This is a genomic window from Rhizobacter sp. (genome assembly GCF_035702065.1).
GTDB lineage: Bacteria > Pseudomonadota > Gammaproteobacteria > Burkholderiales > Burkholderiaceae_C > Rhizobacter.
Genome location: NZ_DASSRA010000449.1, coordinates 1 through 18,456 on the forward strand (window position 1 = coordinate 1; position 18,456 = coordinate 18,456).

Consider the following 18,456-nt stretch of genomic DNA (forward strand, 5'->3'; position numbering starts at 1 on the left):
CACCTCCGTCATCACGGCATCAACTTCGCCTGGCTTGATGTGAGTGATGGCCACGTCGACGCTGCCCTGGAGCTGTGCCAATTCGAGGCCCAGCTTCTGCGGACACAGGTGCTGGCTCAAGCAGGCCAGCTCACGCTCGTCGTCGCCGAAAGCCGTCTCGATCACGAGGTGCGCCACCTTCATGGTGGCGAGGCGTCGCCACAAGGCGGGGTTGGGGCCGGTGTCTCCGGTGTAGACCCACCAGGCCTCTCGCCCCTGCAGGGCGAAGCCGACGGCCGGCACCGTGTGGGCCGCACTGAGCACCTCGAAGGTCTTGCCGCCAACGTTCAGGCGCGCGCCCAGTTCGAACGGGACGAACTTCAGCGCTGGCCGGTCCGCAGTCGGCAGACGGGTGAAATCCGGCCATATCACGCCATTGAAGATGTGCGTGCGAAGCGCCTGCAAGGTTTCAGGCAGCGCATGAACCTGGATCGGCCCGCGCCCGTGCGATTCGCGCAAGCGCATCACGCTGTCGGCCAGCAGGCCGATGGCGAGCACATGGTCCAGGTGCGAGTGGCTGATCAGGATGTGGTCGATCTGCGCCAGGGCTTCCAGCGGCAGATCACCCACCCCCGTTCCGGCATCGACCAGCACGTCGTGGTCGATCAGAAAGGAAGTGGTTCGGCTGCCTTCGGCAATGGCGCCGGAGCAGCCGAGAACGCGGATTTTCATGGGTCGATGAGCGGGCAGGGCCACGGGTCAGCGCAAGAGCGGCGCTTCTTCGCAATGCTGACCGCGCCAGCACACCGCCGCAAGATGCGAATGCCGCATTTCCCAGGGAAACGGCCGTGCCCCGACCGTGCGCAAGGGCTCGGCGTGAAAAGCGTCACGCCGGCGGGGCGGCTCAGACCTGGATGAACTGCATCTGCGTGCCGGCGAGTTCGATCACGTCGCCGTTCTTCAGATGCAAGGTGTCGCCCACCAGCGGGTTGCCGTTGATGGTGGGGCGGGTGGCGCCTTCGACGTGGGCGAAGACATAACCGCCCGGCCGCTTGGTGATGGAAGCCACCTGCACGCCCGGTTTGCCGACGGTGGTGACGACCTTGGTCAGCGCGACTTCACGGCCGGCTGCGGCACCGTTCAGCACCTTGATCGTGCCGGGCGCCACCGACTGCCCCAGCCCACCGAAACCCGAGTTCGGGCCGGCCTGGGCCGAGGTGTGGGCAAAGCCGTGGCTGTAGCTGGCAGGGGCGGGCGCGCCCTGCTTCATGATCATGGTCTTCTCGTAGTCGGTGCCGTCGTCCACGAGGTACTTGATCTTGTACTTGCCGATCTCGACTGTGTCGTTGTGGGTGAGCAGCTGCTTCTTGACGGCCTTGCCGTTGATGTAGGTGCCGTTGGTGCTGTTGAGATCTTCGATGAAGACGTCGGTGCCCACCATCTGCAGCACGGCATGCTCGCCGCTGACGGCCAGGTTGTCGATCACGATGTCGTTGTAAGGACGGCGGCCGAGGGTCGTCTTGTCCTTGGTGATCTGCACTTCCTTGATCACCACCCCGTCGAGCGATACGACCAGCTTGCCCATGCTTGACCTCAGTCTCTCTTCTGTCCCTTGGCCCCCTCATGGGGACGAAATGGCGGTGTCGTGTGAACTCAGCGCCGGAACGGCCACCAGGATCGGGGTGGGCTGCTCTGGCCCCGCACCCGCACCAACACCACCGCGATATTATCCTTTCCACCCGCATCATTGGCCGCGTCAATCAGCCCGGCACCCGCCTCCTCCAGCGAGTCGTGCGTCTGCAACACCTGCGCGATGCCCTCGTCGTCCAGCATGTCGGACAAGCCGTCGGAGCACAACAGGTAGATGTCCCCCGGCATGATGTCGTGCAGGTGGGTCTCAAGCAGCACGGTGTCTTCGACCCCCACTGCGCGGGTGACCAGGTTCTTGTTGGTGGAGAAAGCCGCCTGCTCGGGCGTGATGAGCCCAGAGTCGATCTGCTCCTGCAACAGCGAGTGGTCGTGCGTGATCTGCACAAGACGCCCGCCGCGGAAACGATATCCCCGCGAATCGCCCACGTGGCCCATCAGCAGGCGGCCGTCGCGGAAGGCACCCACCACGAGCGTGGTGCCCATGCCGGCGTACTGCGGGTTGGAATTGGCGGCGTTGAAGATGGCGCGGTTGGCGTTGTCGACGCAGATGTCCATCGCTCGGCGCACGTCGGTGTCCGACGCATTGCCCGAGGCTTCTTGCAGCCAACGTCCGAGTTCGGTCTTGATGAAGGAGGTGGCCATGCCGCTGGCCACTTCGCCGGCGTTGTAGCCGCCCATGCCGTCAGCCAGAACAACCAGGCCGGCCGCTTCGTGCACGGCGATCGAATCTTCGTTGTTGTTGCGAGCGCGGCCGGTGTCCGTGGCACTGAAGAACTCTAGCGACATGGCTGTGGCGAGCGCGGGGAGATTCATCGAGCTTTCAAACCCATCAGAGACCGGAATTGTGCCCTGTATCCGAGCGACGCATTTTCACGGTCGCGGCGAATCCGCTGGAATCGGGGGGTTCCGCCGAGGGCGGTGGTGCTGCAGGCGCTCGGCCCGAGGCCTCGATCTGCAGAGCAATGCGGCGCAGTTCGGTCGCGAGCTGCTGCCCACTGGCAGGCCGTGCTTCAGGGCGCTTCTCCAGCAGAGACGCCAAGGCACGCGCCAACTCCGGCGGCAAGTCGGGCCGCAGGCTGCGCACATCAGGCGCCTCTTCGTTGGCGATCTGCTGCATCAGCACGGCCATGGAATCGGCCCGGTGCGGCAAGCGACCGGTGAGCAACTGGAACAGCATCACACCCAGCGAGTAGAGATCGCTGCGGCCATCCACACGGCGGCCAGCGAGTTGCTCGGGTGACATGAACGAGGGCGTGCCCAGCACCATGCCCGTGCGGGTGCGGCTCGAGTCCGTGATGCGGGCGATGCCGAAGTCGGTGACCTTCACCATGTCGGCCACAAGATCGACCATCACATTCGCCGGCTTCACATCGCGATGCACCACGCCCTGGCTGTGGGCATAGCCAAGCGCATCAGCAACGCGTGCGACGGTGTTCAGCACGGTCACGACGGGCAGCAGGTTCTTGGGTTGCGCGTAGGTCTCGAGGTTGTCGCCCTTGAGCAGCTCCATGGCGATGAAAGCCAGGCCCTGGTCTTCGCCTGCATCGAAGATGGTGACGATGTCGGGGTGCTGCAGGCGACCCGCAGTCTCGGCTTCGCGAAAGAAGCGCTGCCGGGCCTCGGCCAGTTCATCGCCAGCAAACTCTTTGCTCAGCGCCATGGTCTTGATCGCCACCTGGCGCCCGATCTTGGGATCACGACCAACATAGACCGCTCCCATCGCACCACGACCCACTTCGCGCTCGACGGCGTAGCGCCCAAGGAACTGCTGCACCGGAGCGGTACTGGGTGATTGCGACGGGGGCGCTGCCCTGCCAACGGCTGGCACACGCCGCGCCGTGCCGCGCCCGCCGAGCCAGAACCCGAGCTGGCCGAACGCCAGCGCGATGGCGGCGGACCCTGCGGCCCACGCAAGGGCGCTCGGCATTGACAAGACGGCGGCCGACACGCCCACACAGGCCGCCAGACCCGACACAGCCAAGCCGACACGGGATCGAAGCCGCGGCAGACCCCACGCGATGTAAGCCGCCGCCGCAAGCAGCGCCAAAGCACCGAGGCTCAGCGTCCCGACCAAATCTGTGCCCATGTCCTGGGGTCAACTCCCGGCTGTACCGGGCGGCACGTTATCACAGGGGGTGGACGCTGCCCCCTGTCAGACCTGTCAGTCGGCCAAGGCCAGCATCGCGCTCAGGCCGGTGGTAACGGCCACCGGATAGGTCCAGCGGCTCAGTTCGTGGGCAGGGGCGTCGGCCGTCAGGGGTTCGTTCGGCCGGCCGATGCGCGGGCGCCGTGCATCGAACACCTTGATGCTGCCCAAGCGGCTGTCCAGCCGCGTGGCCACTTCGAACAGCGGCCGCTTCGCCAGCATCCGCTCGACCCGGCTGCCATGCTGCGCCTTGAGCAAGGGCTCCACCTGGGCAAACAGTTCGGCGGACCAGCGCTCACGCCACTGCTGCTTGGCCGGCCCCGACACCCAGCGCCCGATGTGGCGCGTGAGGGTCGGCGGGCAGGCCACCATGATCCAGTGGCTGGGCCCCGAGCTCTGCAGCAAGGGGGCCAGCATGCTTTGCGCATGGGCGGCATCGTTCAGGAACACAGCGATCTTTTCCATCGACGTTCTCCTTGGGGCTCAGGTGGAGGAGGCAGGGCTGGACGCGGCAGCCGCGCGGCGGGTGGTCCACCAGCCTGCGGCCAGCACACCAACGACGAGCACGGTGTAGGTAACGATGCGGTTGACCATGCTCGGGTCGAAGACCGCGTCGAGCAGCGGTTCGCTCACGATCATGTGGGCCGCTGTGTAAGCGAGCACGCCAGCACCCAGGTAGATGATGATGGGGAAGCGTTCCACCAGCTTGAGCACCAGAGTGCTGCCCCACACCACGATGGGGACGCTGATCAGCAGGCCGATCACCACCAGCGTGAAGTTGCCGTGGGCCGCGCCCGCGACGCCGAGCACGTTGTCAACGCCCATCAAGGCGTCGGCGATCACGATGGTCTTCATGGCTCCCCAGAAGGTGCTGGCCATGGGGCTGTGAGCCTCTTCGTTGCCCGAGTGCGGCGCCAGCAGCTTGTAGGCGATCCAGACCAGACCCGCACCACCAATGGCCATCAGGCCCGGGATGCGCAGCAGCCACACCACACCCACCGTCATGGCCGTGCGCACGACGATGGCACCGACCGTGCCCCACAGGATGGCCTTCTTCTGCAGATGAGACGGGAGATTGCGGGCGGCCAGCGCAATGACGATGGCGTTGTCGCCTGCGAGAACGAGGTCGATCAGGATGATCGCCAGCAGGGCAGAAAACCAGGCGGAAGAGAAGAGTTCCATTTGTACTCCAGGAGCGGTTGCACGACGAACGGTGCAAGCCGGCTGGAGACAGACTGGGCATGGGGTCGCCTTCGAGCCTGCCGTCATTCGGCTTGCATCGAAGGTCTTGCTCGGCTGGAGTGTGTGTTATGGCCCAGCAAACCGGAAGCTTGCGCTTCGTATTGACGGCTTGCTGCTACCGTGGCGCCGCGTCCGGAGACGACTGGGCGTTCGGGTCGAGCTACTCCCCTTCAGGCCGCCAGTATAGGCCTGAACAGAACATGAATGAGGCTCAGGATTGGGCAGATCGGCGCGAACGCCGCTGAATCCACAAACCCGTCACGACCACGACGACGGCGCCGATCGCGCCGGCGATATTGATCACGTTGTGCGACAGATCGGGAAAGCGCTGGGCCACGGCCGGGTCGGTCAGCAGCATCTCGCCGGCCAGGAAGCCCAGCAGGGCGGCACCCAGCGTGATGATGATCGGAAAGCGCTCCATCACCTTGAGCAGCAGGGTGCTGCCGAAGATGATCAAGGGAATGCTCACCGCCAGCCCGATCACGAGCAGGGCGGTGTCGCCCTTGGCGGCAGCCGCCACCGCGAGCACGTTGTCCAGGCTCATCACCAGGTCGGCAACGAGAATGGTGCGGATAGCCGCCAGCATCCCGCCCACCTCTTTGTGCCCCTCTTCGCCATCGTCTTCTTCGCTGAGCAGCGAGATGCCGATGTAGAGCAGCAGCAACGCGCCGACGATCTTGAGGTAGGGCCACTTCAGCATCTCGACGGCGATCAACGTGAGCACGATGCGCATCACGATGGCGGCAGCGCTGCCCCAGAAGATGGCCTTCTTCTGCTGGTGCGGCGGCAACGAACGTGCCGCCAAGGCGATCACAACCGCGTTGTCACCCGACAGGATGATGTTCGCGAGGATGATGGAGCCGAGAGCCGCCCAGAAGGCGGCGGAGGTGAAGTCCATGGGCAGGCCCGTTTATGAAGTGGGGTGAGAAGCTCCGCTGGGAGCTTCCTTGTGCGAGCTGCCTGGATTCTAGAAAGCCGTCCGCACGCCCACGTTCGTAGTAGTACGGACCGGCCTCGTCAGAGCAGGCCCTTGAGCAGCTTGCCCATTTCCGACGGGTTGCGCGTCACGGTGAAGCCGCACTCTTCCATGATGGCGAGCTTGGCATCGGCCGTGTCGGCACCGCCCGAGATCAGCGCGCCGGCGTGGCCCATGCGCTTGCCGGGGGGCGCGGTCACGCCAGCGATGAAGCCGACGATGGGCTTCTTCATGTTCTTCTGGCACCAGCGCGCGGCTTCGGCCTCGTCCGGGCCGCCGATCTCGCCGATCATGATGACGGCATCGGTGTCGGGGTCGTCGTTGAAGGCCTTCATCACGTCGATGTGCTTCAGGCCGTTGATCGGGTCGCCGCCAATGCCCACCGCACTCGATTGGCCGATGCCCAGCTCGGTGAGCTGCGCCACCGCTTCATAGGTCAGCGTGCCCGAGCGCGAGACCACGCCGACGCGGCCCTTGCGGTGGATGTGGCCCGGCATGATGCCGATCTTGATTTCTTCGGGGGTGATGAGGCCGGGGCAGTTGGGGCCGAGCAGCAGCGTCTTCTTGCCCCCCTTGGCTTCCTTGGCCTTCATCTTGTTGCGCACTTCCAGCATGTCGCGCACGGGGATGCCTTCGGTGATGCAGATCGCCAGATCGAGATCGGCCTCGACGGCTTCCCAGATGGCGGCAGCGGCGCCTGCGGGCGGCACGTAAATCACCGACACGGTCGCGCCGGTCTGCGTCTTGGCTTCCTTGACGGTGGCGTAGATGGGGATCTCGGAGAACTTCTCGCCCGCCTTCTTCGGGTTCACGCCCGCCACGAAGGCGTTCTTGCCATTCGCGTAGGCCTGGCAGCCGAGGGTGTGGAACTGGCCTGTCTTGCCCGTGATGCCTTGGGTGATGACCTTGGTGTCTTTGTTGATGTAGATCGACATGGTTGTTTGCTCCTGGGCTTACTTCACGGCGGCAACGATCTTCGTCGCGGCCTCGGCCATCGTGTCTGCGCTGATGATCGGCAGGCCGGATTCGGCCAGCATCTTCTTGCCCAGGTCTTCGTTGGTGCCCTTCATGCGCACGACCAGCGGCACGCTCAGGTTCACGGCCTTGCAGGCGGTGATGACGCCTTCGGCGATGGTGTCGCACTTCATGATGCCGCCGAAGATGTTGACGAGGATGCCTTTGACGGCCTTGTTCTTCAGCATGATCTTGAAGGCTTCGGTCACCTTCTCGGCCGTGGCGCCACCGCCCACGTCGAGGAAGTTGGCCGGCTCGCCGCCGAAGAGCTTGATGGTGTCCATGTTTGCCATCGCGAGGCCGGCGCCGTTGACCAGGCAGCCGATGTTGCCGTCGAGGCTGATGTAGGCCAGATCGAACTTGCTGGCCTCGACTTCAGCCGGGTCTTCTTCGTCGAGGTCGCGGTAGGCCACGATCTCGGGATGGCGGAAGAGTGCGTTGGCGTCGAAGTTGAACTTGGCGTCGAGCGCGATCAGGTTGCCCTTGCTGTCGCAATTGAGCGGGTTGATCTCGACCAGCGACGCGTCGGTGTTCATGTAGCAGGTGTAGAGCTTGGCGAACAGGTCGACGGCCTGGTCCACCGAGGCGCCCGTCAGGCCGATGGCCGCGGCGACCTTCTTGCTCTGCGCGGCGGTCAGCCCCACCAGCGGGTCGATCAGCTCGGTGATGATCTTCTCGGGGGTCGAGTGCGCAACCTCTTCGATGTCCATGCCACCTTCGCTCGAAGCGATCAGGGCGACCTTCTGCGTCGCGCGGTCGGTGACCAGCGAGACGTAGAGCTCGTTCTTGATGTCCGCGCCTTCTTCGATGTACAGGCGGCGCACCTTCTGGCCTTCGGGGCCGGTCTGGTGGGTCTTGAGTTGCATGCCGAGGATTTCGCCCGACAGCTTCTTCACGTCATCCAGCGACTTGGCCAGCTTCACGCCGCCGCCCTTGCCGCGGCCACCGGCGTGGATCTGGGCCTTCACCACCCACACCGGGCCGCCCAGCTTCTGCGCAGCCTCGATGGCCTCTTGCACGCTGAACGCGGGGTAGCCGCGCGGTACCGGCACGCCGGCCTGGCGCAGGATTTCCTTGCCTTGGTATTCATGAATTTTCATCGCGGACTCTCTTCACTCAGTGTTCTGGGAACGGTTGACGGCGGTTGGGATTCTTCGGGTGCCGGCTTGAACCAGCGCGGGTAGTACAGGCGCACGGCGTTGCCATCGGTGCGCAAGGCGTGGCAGCGGTCGAGCTGGAAGGGTTGCTTGGCGTCGACGCCCTCGCCACGCGTGTTGATCACGTCTCCGGCAAAGGCCTGCACCACCGCCGTGGGCAGCACCTGCGTCAGCTCGGTGAGGTGGGTGCAGCCGGCCACGCCGCCCAGCCGTTCAGCGACGGCAAAGCGAAAACCCTTCATGAGGTTGAGGCCGACCAGAGCGCGGTAGGCATCGCCATGGTCGTCGCACTCGCCGGGATAAGGCATGGCCCGGGTCTCGGAGCCGGCCTCGAGGATGTTGAAGGCCTCGTCGATGACCAGGCGCAGCAGCATGTCGTGGATGGGTTCGCCGGCGCGGCGCACGCGGTCGGTCAGCTGGGTGTCGCGCGTCTTGACGTCGGTGATGAAGGCGTCGACCTCCCACAGCCCGGCGCCACGTGCATAGATTTGCACATCGATGTGGCGGCTGTGCTTGAGCTGGCGCTCGGGCGCGGCGGGGGGCAGGGCCATCGGGGTAGAGGTAGGGATTGACGCGGCCGGGGCGCAAGCGCCTCATGGCAAACCCTAGAAATGTAGCATTCCGCACCGCGCCAATTTGGGACGGGCGTGCGGTGCGCGCCCCGGCGTCAGTCGCTGTCCGAGCCTTGCACCACGCGGCGGATCACCTCGCCGGAGAAGCCCCGGCTCATCAGAAAGCGCACCTGCTTGGCCCGGCCGGCAGCATCGGCAGCCGGCTCGCCGAACTTGCGCGACCACACCACACGGGCGCGCTCGAGCTCGCTGTTCTTCAACTGCTGCGCCGCCTCGGCGCTGAGCGCCACGCCGTGCTGGGCCAGCTCCTGGCGGATGCGCTGGTTGCCATAGCGCGCCGCGCGCGCATGCACGCGGCTCTCGGCGAAACGCTCTTCACAGAGGTAGCGCTGGGCCTGCAGCCAGTCGAGCACGGCCTCGACCTCCTCGGCGGCGTCGGGCTCCTCCTTGGCGTGCGCGAGCAGCTTGCGCCGCATCTCGCTGCGGCTGTGTTCGCGCTGCGCCAGGATCTGCAGCCCCCGCCCCTTGAGCGACAGGCGTGGCCTCATGGGCGGGCCTTACTCCTGCGGAGCCGCTTCCTTCGCGGCGCGCGACTTCTTGGCGGGCGCGGGCGCCTCGGCCTCGTCGGTCGGCAGCAGCGGGATGCCCACCGCCACACGCACCTTGTTCTCGATTTCGACCGACAGCGCCGGGTTCTCCTTCAGGAACTCGCGGGCGTTGTCCTTGCCCTGGCCGATCTTCTCGCCGTTGTAGGCGAACCAGGAGCCCGACTTCTCCAGCACCTTGGCCTCGACGCCCATGTCGATGATCTCGCCTTCGCGGCTGATGCCCTGGCCGTAGAGGATGTCGAACTCGGCCGTCTTGAACGGGGGCGAGACCTTGTTCTTGACCACCTTGACCTTGGTCTCGTTGCCGATGACCTCTTCGCCCTTCTTGATGGAGCCGATGCGGCGGATGTCCAGGCGCACCGAGGCGTAGAACTTGAGCGCATTGCCGCCGGTGGTGGTCTCGGGCGAGCCGAACATCACGCCGATCTTCATGCGGATCTGGTTGATGAAGATGACCATGGTGTTGGTCTTCTTGATGGTGCCGGTGAGCTTGCGCAGCGCCTGGCTCATCAGGCGGGCCTGCAGGCCAGGCAGCGAATCGCCCATTTCGCCTTCGATTTCGGCCTTGGGCGTGAGCGCAGCCACCGAGTCGACGACCACCAGGTCGACCGAGCCTGAGCGCACCAGCGCGTCGACGATCTCCAGCGCCTGCTCGCCGGTGTCGGGCTGGCTGATCAGCAGCTCCTGCAGGTTGACGCCCAGCTTCTGCGCGTACGAGGTGTCGAGCGCGTGCTCGGCATCGATGAAGGCGCAGGTGCCGCCCAGCTTCTGCATCTCGGCGATGACCTGCAGCGTGAGCGTGGTCTTGCCCGACGATTCCGGGCCGTAGATCTCGACCACCCGGCCGCGCGGCAGGCCGCCGACGCCCAGCGCGATGTCCAGGCCCAAGGAGCCGGTGGAGACAACCTCGATGTCCTCGATCTTCTCGCCCTCGCCGAGCTTCATGATCGAGCCCTTGCCGAACTGCTTTTCGATCTGGGCCAGCGCCGCTTGCAGGGCCTTGGCCTTTTCGGTGTTCAGGGCCTTGACGGGTGCGTCCATGAAATTCTCCTTGTGAATCAATCAGTTGGGGCCTGCTCATAACAACAGGCTGGATGAATGAACAGCATTCTGCAAGCGGAGTAGATCGAAGTAAACCGGTTTTTTGGTCAGTTTGCCTTACTATTTGCGGATGAATTCCAACGACTGGCGCGACACCCACTTCGGCCGCTTGCTGGGCCACGCCATGCGCCGCTTCGACGAGCGCGTGCTGGCGCTGATGGCGCGCAACGTCGAGGTGCCGCTCGCCCTGTCGAACCTCGCCGCGCGTGCGCAGGTGAGTGCGGCCCACATCCACATCACGCGCCACCTGGCACTCGGCGGCTCGCGCCTCACCGACCTGGCCGCGCAGGCCGGCATGAGCAAGCAGGCCATGGGCGACCTGGTCGACCAGTGCGAGGCCTGGGGCCTGGTGATGCGTGAGCCCGACAGCCGCGACAAGCGCGCTCGCCTGGTTCGCTTCACCGAGACCGGCCTGGCCTGGCTGGCCGCCTTCGAGCAGGCGGTGGCGCAGGCCGACCGCGAGTTCCGCGAGGAGGTGGGTGCCGAGGTCGCCACCGTGGTCGCCCTGGGCCTCGAGGCCTACGCACTTCAATAGAATCGGATCACTGCCGCACCCACTGCGGAACCACCAGGAGACAGCGATGCGGATACTGATTGCCGAAGACGATCAGGTCCTGGCCGACGGCCTCTTGCGCACGCTGCGCAACTCGGGCTATGCGGTCGACGCCGTCGCGAGCGGCACCGAGGCCGATGCGGCGCTCGGCTCGCACGAGTTCGACCTGCTCATCCTCGACCTGGGCCTGCCCAAGCTGCACGGGCTCGAAGTGCTGCGCAAGCTGCGCGCGCGCGGCTCGTCGGTGCCAGTGCTGATCCTCACCGCGGCCGACAGCGTCGAGCAGCGCGTCAAGGGCCTGGACCTGGGCGCCGACGACTACATGGCCAAGCCCTTCTCGCTGCAGGAGCTCGAAGCCCGCGTGCGCGCGCTCACGCGGCGCGGCCTGGGCACGGCGTCGAGCATCATCAAGCACGGCCCGCTGACCTTCGACGCCACCGGCCGCGTGGCCTACATCAACGACCAGATGATCGAGCTCTCGGCGCGTGAACTCAGTCTGCTCGAAGCCCTGCTGCAGCGTGCCGGCCGCCTGGTCAGCAAGGACCACCTCGTCGAGCGCCTGTGCGAGTGGGGCGAAGAGGTGAGCAACAACGCGATCGAGGTCTACATCCACCGGCTGCGCAAGAAGATCGAGCAGGGCCCGGTGCGCATCGCGACCGTGCGCGGCCTGGGTTACTGCCTCGAGAAGATCCCCGGCTAGTGGCTTTCCCACGCGAACAGCGTTCCCTCTTCGGCGAGATCCTCGACTGGATGCTCGCCCCGCTGCTGCTGCTGTGGCCGATGAGCGTGGTGCTCACCTGGCTGGTGGCGCAGGGCATTGCCAACAAGCCCTTCGACCGCCAGCTCGGCGAGATGGCCCGGCTGCTGTCGCAGCAGGTGAGCGTGCAAGCCCTGCCCGATGGCACGCCGCGCGCCGTGTTCGCCCTGAGCCGCAGCACCGCCGAGATGCTGCGCACCGACGAGGCCGACACGCTGTACTACCAGGTGCTGGGGCTGCGCGGCGAGTTCCTCAGCGGCGAACGGGCCCTGCCCGTGCCGGCCGCCGCCGAAGAAGACCGCATCAATGCGGGCCAGCTGCGCTTTCGCGACGACGAGATCGGCGGCGAGCCGGTGCGGGTGGCCTATGTGTGGGTGAATGCAGGCGGCAATGCGCTCGCGCTGGTGCAGGTGGGCGAAACGCTGGGCAAGCGTTCGCGCCTGGCCACCGAGATCATCAAGGGCGTGATGCTGCCGCAGTTCGTGATCCTGCCGCTGGCAGTGCTGCTGGTGTGGCTGGCGCTGGTGCGCGGCATCAAGCCACTCAACGAACTGCAGCAGCGCATCCGCCACCGCGAGAGCCACGACCTGAGCCCGATCAACGAGCGCGAAGTGCCCGAGGAGGTCTCGCCGCTGGTGCGTGCCATCAATGACCTGCTCGCGCGGCTCGACCGCAGCATCGGCAACCAGAAGCACTTCCTCGCCGACGCCGCCCACCAGCTGAAGACACCGCTGGCCGGCCTGCGCACCCAGGCCGAACTCGCGCAGCGCGAGATCGACGCTGGCCAGCGCGACCCGCAGGCGCTGAAGAAGTCGCTGCAGCAGATCGCGCTGAGCAGCCAGCGCGCCGCACGCATGGTCAACCAGCTGCTGGCCATGGCGCGCGCCGAAGACGCCTCGCAGGCGCAGAGCCACCAGGACGTCAACCTTGCCCGCGTGGCCACCGAAGCGGTGCGCGACTTCGTGCCGCGCGCGCTGGAGAAGCGCATCGACCTCGGCTACGAAGGCCCCAACACCGGCGATCGCCACCCGCAAGGTCTGATGGTGCACGGCCAGCCCGTGCTGCTGCGCGAGCTGGTGCGCAACCTGGTCGACAACGCCCTGCAGTACACGCCCGAGGGCGGCACGGTCACCGTGCGCGTGGTCGACGACCCGTTCGGCCAGGTGGTCGTGCTGCAGGTCGAGGACTCCGGCCCGGGCATCGCGCCGGCCGAACGCGACAAGGTGTTCCAGCCCTTCTACCGTTCGCTGGGCACCAACGTCGACGGCTCCGGCCTGGGCCTGGCCATCGTGCGCGAGATCGCCCTGCAGCACCACGCCGAGATCGCGCTCGAGGACGCCAACCTGCGCCACCGCAGCGGCGTGCTGGCCGACCACGGCGGTGCGGCGTTCGGGCCGGGCGCGCGCTTCACCGTGCGCTTCCCGGCCGCCAACCCCAAGCCGCCCGAGGGAACCGCGGCCGATTGACCCTCGGCCCGCGCCTTTGCTGCCCCGCACATAGACTGCTTCGGTCACCTCCGGAAGCCGCCCATGCCCTCTCTCCAGCCCGCCCCGCCCAACCACAATGAGACCCGAGCGCTGGACCTGGCCTTGCAAGGCGGCGGCTCGCACGGCGCCTTCACCTGGGGCGTGCTCGACCGGCTGCTCGAAGACGAACACATCGTCTTCAAGGGCATCTCGGGCACCAGCGCCGGGGCTTTGAATGCCGCCGTGATGGCGACCGGCTTTCACAAGGGCAAGCGCGAAGGCGCCCGCGAAGCGCTGACCGAGTTCTGGCGCGATGTGAGCCGCTCCGGCTCGATCTTCTCGCCCTTCTCGGCCGGCCACGCCCAGACCCTCAACGAGAGCCTGCAGTTCGACAAGCTGCCCGGCTACCAGTGGATCAGCTCCTTCTTCCGCTCGTTCAGCCCCTACGAGTTCAACCCGATGAACCTGAACCCGCTGCGCGACGTGCTGCGGCGGCACGTGGACGAAGACGCACTGCGGCGCAGCCGGCTCGACCTCTTCGTCACCGCCACCAGCGTGACCACCGGCCAGGCGCGCGTGTTCACCGGCAAGGAACTGACGATCGACGCGCTGCTCGCCTCGGCCTGCCTGCCCTTTCTCTTCCAGGCGGTGACCATCGACGGCGAGCCCTACTGGGACGGCGGCTACACCGGCAACCCGGCCATCTACCCGCTGATCTACAACACCGAGGCGCTCGACATCCTGCTGGTGCGCATCAACCCGCTGGTGCGCGAAGGCACGCCCACGCGCAGCGAGGAGATCCTCGACCGCCTGAGCGAGATCACCTTCAACGCGAGCCTGATGGGCGAAATGCGCGCCATCGCCTTCGTCTCGCGGCTGGTGCGCGAAGGCAAGCTCGACCCCGGCAAGTACAAGGACCTGCACCTGCACATGGTGGCCGACGACGAGGCCATCACACCGCTCGGCGCCAACTCCAAGTTCAACACCGACCGCGCCTTCCTGGAGAGCCTGTTCGCCCTCGGCCGCAACGCCGCCGACAGCTGGCTGGCCCAGCACAAGGCCGACATCGGCGTGCGCGGCACGGTGGACGTGGAGCGCGAGTTCCTCAAGCCCCGGCCTCACCGCAAACCCTGATCGCTGTCTTATCCCACACATCGGCAGCCCCTGCGCCGATGATTGCCGCATGTCCTCCCTGCCTCCCCGCCCCAGCCTGATCGCCCTCACCTGGCCCCTCTTTGCCGAACTGCTGCTCGGCCTGGTGGTGGGCCTGGTCGGGCTGTGGCTGGCCTCGCGCATGTCCGACACCGCCTCCGGCGCGTTCGCCCTGGCCAACCATGTGCAGGCGTCGTTCTTCCTGCTGTTTCGCATCATCAGCATGGGGGTGAGCGTGGTGATCACGCAGAACCTCGGGGCCGGCAACCGGGCCGGTGCCGACGAGACGGCGCGCGCCTCGCTCGGCGCCAGCACCTGGCTGGGCCTGGGGGCGGGGCTGATGGTGGCCGTTCTGGCCGCGCCCCTGCTGCACGCACTGAACGCCCCGGCCGAGGTGATGCCGCTGGCCACGCCCTACCTGCAGGTGCTGTCGCTGTCCCTGGCGATCGACGCCTTCAATGCCAGCATGGGCGCCGTCATGCGGGCCCACATGCACACCCGCGACACCTTGCTCAACATGGTGGCCATGCACGGCCTGCACCTGGCCATCTGCTGGCCGCTGATGACGGGCATCGGCCCGCTGCCGGCGCTGGGCCTGGTCGGGTTCGCCCTGGCGGCGGCCCTCAGCCGCGCCTTCGGCGTCGCCTTCCACCTGCTGCTGTGGCGCTGGCGGCTGGACCTGGTGCCGCATGCGCACGATTGGTGGCGCATGCACTGGAAGCGCCTGGGCCCGGTGCTGCACATCGGCCTGCCCGGCGCCGCCGAGAACATCGCCTACCGCCTGGCGCTGATGGTCACGGTGGCCCTGGTCGCGCGCATGGGCGCCGATGCCCTGGCCGTGCACAGCTACACCATGCAGGTGATGTACTTCATTCTGGTGTTCGGCCTGGCGGTGGGCTTCGCCAGCGAGATCCTGGTGGGCCACCTGGTGGGCGCGCGCCAGCTGCACGAAGCGCACCGCCTGGTGCGCAAGAGCCTGCGCTGGGGCTTGCTGGTGTCGACCAGCGTGGCGCTCACCGCGGCGCTGACCGCACCGTGGACGCTGCGCCTCTTCACCCACGACCCGCACATCATCCAGCAGGCCACCACCCTGCTCTGGATCACGGTGCTGCTGGAGCCGGGCCGCACCTTCAACCTGGTGGTGATCAATGCCCTGCGTGCCGCCGGCGACGCGCGCTTTCCGGTGGCAGCGGGTGCGGCCTCGATGGTCTTCGTGATGGCCGGGGGCGCCTGGCTGCTGGGCGTGGTGTTCGACCTCGGCCTGGTGGGCGTGTGGATCGCCTACGCCGCCGACGAGTGGGTGCGCGGTCTGATCATGTGCGCCCGCTGGTGGCGCCGCGGCTGGGTGCCGGCCGCACGCGCCACGCACCGACGGGTGACGCGCAACCGGCTGGCGCTCGCGGCGCCGCACTGAGGCATCGCTCGCAACGGCTCAGCGCCGGCGCAGCAATTCGAACACGCTGGCGTCGTCCATCGCTGCCAGGCCGCTCTCGCAGGCTCGCGCGAAGAGGGCCGCGGCCTGCTCGCCGAGCGGTGTGGCGCAGCCGGCCTCCTTCGCCATGCCGAGCGCCAGGTGCGTGTCCTTGTTCAAGAGGGTGGTGTGGGCGCGCGGCAGGTAGTCGCCGTGCATGGCGCGGCGCATGCGGTCGCTGCCGATCCAGCTCTGGCCGCTCGACTGTTCGATCACCGCCAGCGTGCGCGGCAGGCTCAAGCCCATGCGCTCGGCCAGCGCAAGCGCCTCGGCCGCACCGGCCAGGTTGATGCCGGCCAGCAGGTTGTTGACGAGCTTGGTGCGCGCCCCGTCGCCCGGCCGCTCGCTGATGTGGAAGACCTTGGACGACAGCACCTCGATGAGCGCGCGGTGACGGTCGAGCACGGTATGCGGGCAGGCCAGCATCAGGCTCATTTGTCCCTCGCGCGCCCGCTCGGGGCCGCCGGACATGGGCGCGTCCAGCCAGTCGATGCCGCGCTGCGCCAAGGCCTCGATCAGGCGCTCGGTGTCGGCCGGCGCGATGGTCGGGCACAGCATCACCGCCGAGCCGGGGGCGAGCGAGGCCACCGCGCCATGCGGGCCGAAGAGCACCGACTGCGTCTGCTGTGCATCGACCACCGCCACGATCACCACGTCGCTTGAGGAGGCGAGGCCGGTGGCCGTGGTGCAGGCCATCGCGCCCAGGGCCACCGCCTGCGCTTCGCGCTGCGCGTCGATGTCGTGCACCGCGACGAGATAGCCCTGCGACAGCAGCCGAGCCGCCATCGCGCCGCCCATATTGCCTACACCGATGATGCCGACACGAGGGATCGGCCAGACCGCTGGGATCATGTCGGCCCCTCGGTCGACGGGTACATCGACCGATCCCCCGAGGGGATCGAGCCCGGTTTGGGGCGGCCCGGCGCTCGGGCTCGTGAGACTTGGCGTGTCATGCCGCGCAGCTTAGCGCTGCATGTAGCGCCGGCTCTTGGAGATCGACATCAGGATGCCGAGCCCCAGCCCCAGCGTCACCATCGCGGTGCCGCCATAGCTGATGAAGGGCAGGGGCACACCCACCACCGGCAGGATGCCGCTCACCATGCCCATGTTGACGAAGGCGTAGGTGAAGAAGCTGAGCGTGATGGCGCCGGCCAGCAGGCGCGAGAACACGGTGGGGGCGTCGGCCGCGATCATCAGGCCGCGGAAGATCAGGAAGATGAAGCCGACCAGCAGCAGGGCGAAGCCCATGAGGCCGAACTCTTCGGAGAAGGCCGCGAAGATGAAGTCGGTGGTGCGCTCGGGGATGAACTCCAGGTGCGTCTGCGTGCCCTTCATGAAGCCCTTGCCGGACAGGCCGCCCGAGCCGATGGCGATCATGCCCTGGATGATGTGGAAGCCCTTGCCCAGCGGGTCGGTGGTCGGGTCGAGCAGGGTGCAGACGCGGTTCTTCTGGTACTCGCGCAGGAAGTGCCAGTCCACGCCCGGCTGGCAGATGCGGTCTTCCGACAGCACCAGCGCCGTGATGGCCACCGCGCCCACGACCAGCACCGGCAGGATCAGCTTCCACGACAGGCCGGCGAAGAAGATCACGTAGAGCCCGGCCGACAGCACCAGGATGGCCGTGCCCAGGTCGGGCTGCTTGACGATCAGCCCCACCGGCACCGCCAGGATCACGAGCGCCACGATGAAGTCGCTCACCCGAAGCGCGCCCTCGCGGCGCTGGAACCACCAGGCCAGCATCAGCGGCACGGCGATCTTGAGCATCTCGCTGGGCTGGACCACCACGCCCACGTTGAGCCAGCGCGTGGCACCCTTCTTGGTGATGCCGAACACGGCCACCGCGATCAGAAGGGCCACGCCGATCAGGTACAGCGGCAGCGCGAGGCGCATCAGCTTCTGCGGCGGCACCTGGGCCACCACGAACATGATGCCGGCGGCCAGCAGCATGTTGCGGCCGTGGTCGACAAAGCGCGTGCCGTGGTCGAAGCCGGCCGAGTACATGGTCACCAGGCCCATCGCGGCCAGCCACAGCACGGCCAGCACGAGGTAGCCGTCGAAGCCCATGAACACCGGCTTGATGCGCAGCCACAGCGAGGGCTTGCTGAAGGTTGTGTTCATGGCTTCGTGCCTGCTGCCGGCGCGGCGACCGCAGCGGCCTGGGCCGGCAAGCCCGCCGCCAGCGCCGGGTCGCTCACGCCGCCATTGCCCGTCGGGAAAGCGCCCGCGCCCGGCAAGGGCACCGAGGCCGCCGGGCGCGGGGTGCCGACCGGCGCGGCCGACTTGCCCTCTTGCGTGAGGGCGATGTCTTCTTCGCTCGGGTAGAGGCCCAGCAGCAGGTAGTCCATCACGCGGCGCGCGATCGGGGCCGCACTGGCGGCGCCGAAGCCGGCGTTCTCGACGATCACCGCCAGCGCGACGGTCGGCGTCTCCGCCGGCGCGAAGGCGATGTAGAGCGCGTGGTCGCGCTTGTGCTCTTCCATCTTCGCCGCGTTGTACTTCTCGTTCTGGCGGATGCCGACCGCCTGCGCGGTGCCGGTCTTGCCGCCGGTCTTGTACGGCGCGCCCAGGAAGGAGCGCACCGAAGTGCCTTCCTGCGTGACGCCGTACAGCGC

At 67.1% G+C, this 18,456-nt stretch carries 20 protein-coding genes; 5 read left to right on the forward strand and 15 right to left on the reverse strand.

Annotated elements, in window-relative coordinates; all coding sequences use genetic code 11:
- From VFL64_RS19625 to recA, 12 genes are all read right to left on the reverse strand, one after another.
- A partial coding sequence (locus tag VFL64_RS19625) for an MBL fold metallo-hydrolase (protein ID WP_489542071.1) occupies window positions 1-711 on the reverse strand: 711 nt, incomplete at its 3' end.
- A gap of 172 nt (window positions 712-883) precedes the next feature.
- A complete protein-coding gene (locus VFL64_RS19630; RefSeq protein ID WP_489542072.1) occupies window positions 884-1,564 on the reverse strand; it encodes an FHA domain-containing protein in 681 nt (226 codons plus the stop codon).
- Window positions 1,565-1,632: 68 nt separating this feature from the next.
- Window positions 1,633-2,415: a Stp1/IreP family PP2C-type Ser/Thr phosphatase gene (locus VFL64_RS19635; protein WP_489542089.1), complete on the reverse strand. Its 783-nt coding sequence runs from the start codon at window positions 2,413-2,415 to the stop codon at window positions 1,633-1,635.
- Window positions 2,416-2,458: 43 nt separating this feature from the next.
- On the reverse strand, window positions 2,459-3,703 hold the full coding sequence (locus VFL64_RS19640) for a serine/threonine-protein kinase (RefSeq protein ID WP_489542073.1): 1,245 nt from the start codon (window positions 3,701-3,703) through the stop codon (window positions 2,459-2,461).
- Between the two features lie 87 nt (window positions 3,704-3,790).
- Window positions 3,791-4,240 carry a hypothetical protein gene (locus VFL64_RS19645; protein ID WP_489542074.1) on the reverse strand — a complete coding sequence of 150 codons (450 nt, stop codon included), beginning with the start codon at window positions 4,238-4,240 and terminating at the stop codon, window positions 3,791-3,793.
- An 18-nt stretch (window positions 4,241-4,258) separates the two neighbouring features.
- The gene (locus VFL64_RS19650; protein WP_489542075.1) at window positions 4,259-4,957 is read right to left on the reverse strand and encodes a TerC family protein; all 699 of its coding nucleotides are present in this window, start codon (window positions 4,955-4,957) and stop codon (window positions 4,259-4,261) included.
- Window positions 4,958-5,228: 271 nt separating this feature from the next.
- Window positions 5,229-5,915 carry a TerC family protein gene (locus VFL64_RS19655; RefSeq protein ID WP_489542076.1) on the reverse strand — a complete coding sequence of 229 codons (687 nt, stop codon included), beginning with the start codon at window positions 5,913-5,915 and terminating at the stop codon, window positions 5,229-5,231.
- A 119-nt stretch (window positions 5,916-6,034) separates the two neighbouring features.
- On the reverse strand, window positions 6,035-6,928 hold the full coding sequence (gene sucD / locus VFL64_RS19660; protein WP_489542077.1) for a succinate--CoA ligase subunit alpha: 894 nt from the start codon (window positions 6,926-6,928) through the stop codon (window positions 6,035-6,037).
- Window positions 6,929-6,946: 18 nt separating this feature from the next.
- Window positions 6,947-8,107 (reverse strand): ADP-forming succinate--CoA ligase subunit beta, encoded by a 1,161-nt coding sequence (gene sucC, locus VFL64_RS19665; RefSeq protein WP_489542078.1) that lies wholly within the window; start codon window positions 8,105-8,107, stop codon window positions 6,947-6,949.
- Window positions 8,104-8,715, reverse strand: coding sequence for a DUF2889 domain-containing protein (locus VFL64_RS19670; RefSeq protein WP_489542079.1), 612 nt, complete (start codon window positions 8,713-8,715; stop codon window positions 8,104-8,106). The genes sucC and VFL64_RS19670 overlap by 4 nt, the downstream gene beginning before the upstream one ends.
- A 116-nt stretch (window positions 8,716-8,831) precedes the next feature.
- Entirely contained in the window at window positions 8,832-9,284 is a 453-nt protein-coding gene (gene recX, locus VFL64_RS19675; protein WP_489542080.1) for a recombination regulator RecX, read from the reverse strand.
- 9 nt (window positions 9,285-9,293) lie between these two features.
- A complete protein-coding gene (gene recA / locus VFL64_RS19680; RefSeq protein WP_489542081.1) occupies window positions 9,294-10,385 on the reverse strand; it encodes a recombinase RecA in 1,092 nt (363 codons plus the stop codon).
- A gap of 130 nt (window positions 10,386-10,515) precedes the next feature.
- Between recA and VFL64_RS19685 the strand changes: the two genes are divergently transcribed.
- The 5 genes from VFL64_RS19685 (at window position 10,516) to VFL64_RS19705 (ending at window position 15,787) form a co-directional block, all read left to right on the forward strand.
- The gene (locus VFL64_RS19685; protein WP_489542082.1) at window positions 10,516-10,980 is read left to right on the forward strand and encodes a MarR family winged helix-turn-helix transcriptional regulator; all 465 of its coding nucleotides are present in this window, start codon (window positions 10,516-10,518) and stop codon (window positions 10,978-10,980) included.
- Between the two features lie 46 nt (window positions 10,981-11,026).
- On the forward strand, window positions 11,027-11,698 hold the full coding sequence (locus tag VFL64_RS19690) for a response regulator (RefSeq protein WP_489542083.1): 672 nt from the start codon (window positions 11,027-11,029) through the stop codon (window positions 11,696-11,698).
- Window positions 11,699-11,748: 50 nt separating this feature from the next.
- The gene (locus VFL64_RS19695) at window positions 11,749-13,221 is read left to right on the forward strand and encodes a sensor histidine kinase N-terminal domain-containing protein (RefSeq protein ID WP_489542090.1); all 1,473 of its coding nucleotides are present in this window, start codon (window positions 11,749-11,751) and stop codon (window positions 13,219-13,221) included.
- A 63-nt stretch (window positions 13,222-13,284) separates the two neighbouring features.
- Entirely contained in the window at window positions 13,285-14,355 is a 1,071-nt protein-coding gene (locus VFL64_RS19700; RefSeq protein WP_489542084.1) for a patatin-like phospholipase family protein, read from the forward strand.
- 49 nt (window positions 14,356-14,404) lie between these two features.
- Entirely contained in the window at window positions 14,405-15,787 is a 1,383-nt protein-coding gene (locus tag VFL64_RS19705; protein WP_489542085.1) for an MATE family efflux transporter, read from the forward strand.
- Window positions 15,788-15,805: 18 nt separating this feature from the next.
- On the opposite strand, the gene VFL64_RS19710 is transcribed toward VFL64_RS19705, so the two are convergent.
- The 3 genes from VFL64_RS19710 to VFL64_RS19720 all read right to left on the reverse strand — a co-directional run.
- Window positions 15,806-16,696 carry an NAD(P)-dependent oxidoreductase gene (locus VFL64_RS19710; RefSeq protein WP_489542086.1) on the reverse strand — a complete coding sequence of 297 codons (891 nt, stop codon included), beginning with the start codon at window positions 16,694-16,696 and terminating at the stop codon, window positions 15,806-15,808.
- Between the two features lie 111 nt (window positions 16,697-16,807).
- On the reverse strand, window positions 16,808-17,962 hold the full coding sequence (gene rodA, locus VFL64_RS19715) for a rod shape-determining protein RodA (protein ID WP_489542087.1): 1,155 nt from the start codon (window positions 17,960-17,962) through the stop codon (window positions 16,808-16,810).
- The coding region (locus VFL64_RS19720) for a penicillin-binding transpeptidase domain-containing protein (RefSeq protein ID WP_489542088.1) at window positions 17,959-18,456 on the reverse strand (498 nt) is incomplete at its 5' end. The genes VFL64_RS19720 and rodA, both read right to left, overlap by 4 nt.

Excerpts from the sequence above, each read along its gene's own strand:
- VFL64_RS19630 (WP_489542072.1), bottom strand. The coding sequence starts at position 1,564 with ATGGGCAAGCTGGTCGTATCGCTCGACGGGGTGGTGATCAAGGAAGTG.
- VFL64_RS19635 (WP_489542089.1), bottom strand. The coding sequence starts at position 2,415 with ATGTCGCTAGAGTTCTTCAGTGCCACGGACACCGGCCGCGCTCGCAAC.
- VFL64_RS19645 (WP_489542074.1), bottom strand. The coding sequence starts at position 4,240 with ATGGAAAAGATCGCTGTGTTCCTGAACGATGCCGCCCATGCGCAAAGC.
- VFL64_RS19650 (WP_489542075.1), bottom strand. The coding sequence starts at position 4,957 with ATGGAACTCTTCTCTTCCGCCTGGTTTTCTGCCCTGCTGGCGATCATC.
- VFL64_RS19655 (WP_489542076.1), bottom strand. The coding sequence starts at position 5,915 with ATGGACTTCACCTCCGCCGCCTTCTGGGCGGCTCTCGGCTCCATCATC.
- sucD (WP_489542077.1), bottom strand. The coding sequence starts at position 6,928 with ATGTCGATCTACATCAACAAAGACACCAAGGTCATCACCCAAGGCATC.
- sucC (WP_489542078.1), bottom strand. The coding sequence starts at position 8,107 with ATGAAAATTCATGAATACCAAGGCAAGGAAATCCTGCGCCAGGCCGGC.
- VFL64_RS19670 (WP_489542079.1), bottom strand. The coding sequence starts at position 8,715 with ATGGCCCTGCCCCCCGCCGCGCCCGAGCGCCAGCTCAAGCACAGCCGC.
- recX (WP_489542080.1), bottom strand. The coding sequence starts at position 9,284 with ATGAGGCCACGCCTGTCGCTCAAGGGGCGGGGGCTGCAGATCCTGGCG.
- recA (WP_489542081.1), bottom strand. The coding sequence starts at position 10,385 with ATGGACGCACCCGTCAAGGCCCTGAACACCGAAAAGGCCAAGGCCCTG.
- VFL64_RS19685 (WP_489542082.1), top strand. The coding sequence starts at position 10,516 with ATGAATTCCAACGACTGGCGCGACACCCACTTCGGCCGCTTGCTGGGC.
- VFL64_RS19690 (WP_489542083.1), top strand. The coding sequence starts at position 11,027 with ATGCGGATACTGATTGCCGAAGACGATCAGGTCCTGGCCGACGGCCTC.
- VFL64_RS19695 (WP_489542090.1), top strand. The coding sequence starts at position 11,749 with ATGCTCGCCCCGCTGCTGCTGCTGTGGCCGATGAGCGTGGTGCTCACC.
- VFL64_RS19700 (WP_489542084.1), top strand. The coding sequence starts at position 13,285 with ATGCCCTCTCTCCAGCCCGCCCCGCCCAACCACAATGAGACCCGAGCG.
- VFL64_RS19705 (WP_489542085.1), top strand. The coding sequence starts at position 14,405 with ATGTCCTCCCTGCCTCCCCGCCCCAGCCTGATCGCCCTCACCTGGCCC.
- VFL64_RS19710 (WP_489542086.1), bottom strand. The coding sequence starts at position 16,696 with ATGATCCCAGCGGTCTGGCCGATCCCTCGTGTCGGCATCATCGGTGTA.
- rodA (WP_489542087.1), bottom strand. The coding sequence starts at position 17,962 with ATGAACACAACCTTCAGCAAGCCCTCGCTGTGGCTGCGCATCAAGCCG.